2 protein-coding genes are annotated in these 3466 nt (G+C 57.0%); both read right to left on the bottom strand.

The window, feature by feature from the left end:
* Positions 1–1120: Gfo/Idh/MocA family protein (locus VGE80_RS03845; RefSeq protein ID WP_440591736.1), on the bottom strand; the 1120-nt coding region annotated here is incomplete at its 3' end.
* Positions 1121–1233: 113 nt separating this feature from the next.
* Positions 1234–3324, bottom strand: coding sequence for a PDZ domain-containing protein (locus tag VGE80_RS03840; protein ID WP_440591735.1), 2091 nt, complete (start codon positions 3322–3324; stop codon positions 1234–1236).
* Between the last annotated feature and the right edge of the window lie 142 nt (positions 3325–3466).

The raw sequence follows: 3466 nt of genomic DNA, 5'->3' as shown, positions 1-3466 counted from the left end.
CGCAGTCGACGAAATTCCTGAGGTGGGCTGATTGCAAGTCAGAAGAATCCGCAGTCACGCTCTCAGCACAGTCGTAGACTTTCCAACCTCCCCGGTCAACAACCAGCGTTCCACGGTCGCCGTGGAAAGAGACACCCGAGCTTCTGCCTTCGATTCCATGTGATGACCAGAGTCGATGTTCCCACAGGATTGATTTCTGTTGGAATGCGTACTGCACAGACAGTGTGTCCGGTGTCTCCTGATCGTCATTGAACCCGTACTTCCCCCCTACGGCAGAAACTCGGTGCGGCAGATCGACATCCAGGCCCCAGCGCGCCACATCCAGCATGTGAACTCCCCAATGCGCGAGTTCGCCGCCGCCGTAATCCCAGCACCAGCGCCAGTTGAAGTGGAACCGATTCTGGTTGAAGGGACGTTCGGGTGCTGGCCCCAACCACTGCGCGTAGTCGACATTGGCAGGTTGCTCGCAGTCCGATTTGTGACCGATGGATTTTCTACGGTGAACGATCCAGGCTTTGGCCAGCTTGACGTGGCCCAGTCGTCCGCTGCGAAGGAAGTCGATCGCCGACAGGAAGTGAGCACCACTTCGCTGCTGCAGGCCGACTTGCACAACACGATTGAACCGTTGCGCCGCTGCCATCATCTCCGGCCCTTCGGCGATGAAATGCGTCGCGGGGCTTTCTACGTAGACGTCTTTTCCGGCCTGACAGGCGAGTGATGTCATCCTGGCGTGCCAGTGGTCGGGGGTGGCGATCACGACTGCGTCGATGCCGGGATCATCGAGAAGCCGACGAAAATCCCGTTCGATGGCCGGAGCTTTCTGTCCAGCGTCGACAACTGCATGGAGCGCGGGGGCAAACTGGGATTCATCGACGTCGCACAGGCTGCGGATCTCGATGTCCTGCAGGCGAGCTAACTCACCAGCCAGCAGCTTTCCCTGATTTCGAACACCGATCACGCCAACGCGGACTCGGTCCTGGGCAGAAACGCTCGCGACTGCGGCAGAGGCAGTCGCTGTCAGTCCCACCACGCCGACCGCGACACCCGCCGCACGCTGAGCACTTCGACCCAGGAATTCCCGTCGATTTACTGCACTGCGTTGGGGATTGTCGCTACTCATGGGAATTTCAGTCACTTTGTCCGAATCTGGACCGCCGCTGCCTCGCGGGAGCCGTCAAATGCATACCGGTGCAGGCCGACCCGCACCGGGAATTATGCGTTCCCAGTCTCTTACTATATCCGATCCAGTGCGTCGACCCAACGACCAATCTCCTCTACGGCATGTTCTTCGGGATATTTCGCTCCAACGCCCTTTAGCAGGGTAAAAGAGACGGGAAACTTCAATTTTCGCATTCCGTCGACGGAAGCTTTCACCTTGGAAAGGACTTTGTCGTCTTCGCCACAAAGGAAGAAAAACTGCTGACGATAGTCCGGTTCGTTGTCGGATAATCTTCCGAGCAATGGGGCACCCGCGACGACAACGCCGCGAATGAGGTCTCTGTACTTCGTTCCGACCAGCCAGGCCATTCCTGATCCCGAACCAAACGAATGGAGCACAATCCGACTGGGGTCAATCGTATACTTTTCCCGGAAATGGGCGATCAAGGCGCGAATAAACTCTGCTTCACCGGGTTGCCACCCAGCGACCTTTTCTGATTTGGGTGCGATCAGGATCAGGCCTCGACGATCACAGATCGTCTTCCACATCTTGTAGACGGTCGCTTCCATGGGATCTCCCATCGGGTGAACCCAGACGACGAGACCATAAGGGTGGCCCGCTACGTAGTTCTCCGGAACGTAGCCCCAATAATCATGATCGTTACCTTCCAGTGTCGCAGTGAATTTTCCAGTTTTAAGTGAGATTTCCGGTTTCTGTTCGACATTGGCGTCTGGTTTGGCTTCCGATGGATCTGCGGGCTCCGCGTCCGGCGAGGGAGGTCCCGAAATCAATTCGGTGGCGAGCTCATCAACGACGGATTCCGGCAGCGAGCCCAGTGTCACATCGACCGACGATTCTGTCCCGCTGCGGGTATAGGTCACTTTGACGTTTTCACCGGAGCGATTCCTTCCGACCAGGTCTGCCAGTTGGCGCGCCTGTTGTACATCGACGTCGTTTATCTTCGTAATTCGATCACCGGGTGTTAGTCCTGCTTGATGTGCCGGGCTGTCGGCGAAGACAAAGCGGACGCTGACTCCCGCTTGCGAAGCATCCAGGTTTTCTGCCTGTCGGACTGGCAAAATTCCCAGGAAGGGGACTTCGTACGGAACAAGCTGACCGACGAGATCAATTTCGATGGGTACCTCGGTTTCCCCTCGAACCACGACCACTTTGACGGTGTCTCCGGCGTATTTTCGTCCCATGAGGTGCTTGAACTGGGCGATTCGATCGGTCTTTTCACCGTCTGCGGCGATGATACGGTCATTCGTTTTCAGCCCTGCCTTCTGGGCCGGTGAGTTGTACCGGACACGATCGACGATGACGGGAACATTCAGTGCCTGTCCTCCCGCGAAGGTGATACCCATGAGGCCCGGCAACAGGTCGCTTCCCTGCTTTAGCCGATCAAGGGACTGGTAAACATCTTCGAGGGGAATCGCGAATCCGATTCCTCCGTCGTACCATTCGACACCTGCCGCTTCACCCCCTCCCATCGGCGAGAGTGGTGCGATCACTCCCAGAATCTGCCCCTGAACGTCCACCAATGCACCGCCGTAGTTGACCGGCGAAGTCTTGGCATCGGTCTGAATCGCCTTCCCCCAGACGCGGTTCAGCGCGCTGATGATTCCCACTGAAAGGTTAGGAGCGGAATTGTCCAGGGTTCGGCCCAACGCGAGCGCCCATTGGCCAACTTTCATCTGATTCTTGGGGGCGGCTTTGGCGGGAGTCAGGCCCTCTGCGTCGACCTTCAGCAGCGTCAGTAGTTTTGAACGGTCATTGGCAACCTGTTGGGCAGCGACGCGGCGTCCGTCGGGAAGCGTCACCAGGATAGAACTGGGCTTCGAGACAAAATTGAATGAGCTGGAGATGATGTAACCATCTGCGGAAACGACGACACCTGACGTAGGCCCATTTCCCAGCAGCATATCTTCAAGCTGCTCAAGTCCCCCGACGGTCTCGATCCGGACAATGCTGGGGGCAGCGAGAGCGGCTGCCTGTTTGAATGCAGTCTCTTCCAATGATTCCAGTGATTCCTCTGCAGCGATCAGGTTTGCAGTGATAGCGAAGAATCCCCAGAGGGCGAGCAGCATAAACTTCGGGCCGAGCCGCGAAAACCAGGCAGAATTCCCCCTGCGACGCGTGGTGATTGCCAGTAATGATGTGTTCACGTTGACCAATCCTCGGTAAATCGCCACACGAACTGCGTGCGGAATCCATTTCGTGAAAGCTGATAGCGCTGCTATGCAAGATAATGGCGGATTCAGTTCAGACCAGGTTGTCTGCAAAGTTCTCCGTCGCCGGACCCGATCG

This window comes from Schlesneria sp. (assembly GCF_036405755.1).
Lineage (GTDB): Bacteria > Planctomycetota > Planctomycetia > Planctomycetales > Planctomycetaceae > Schlesneria > Schlesneria sphaerica.
The sequence above is the reverse complement of the archived record's forward strand: the minus strand, read 5'-3'. Positions and strand labels throughout refer to the sequence as shown.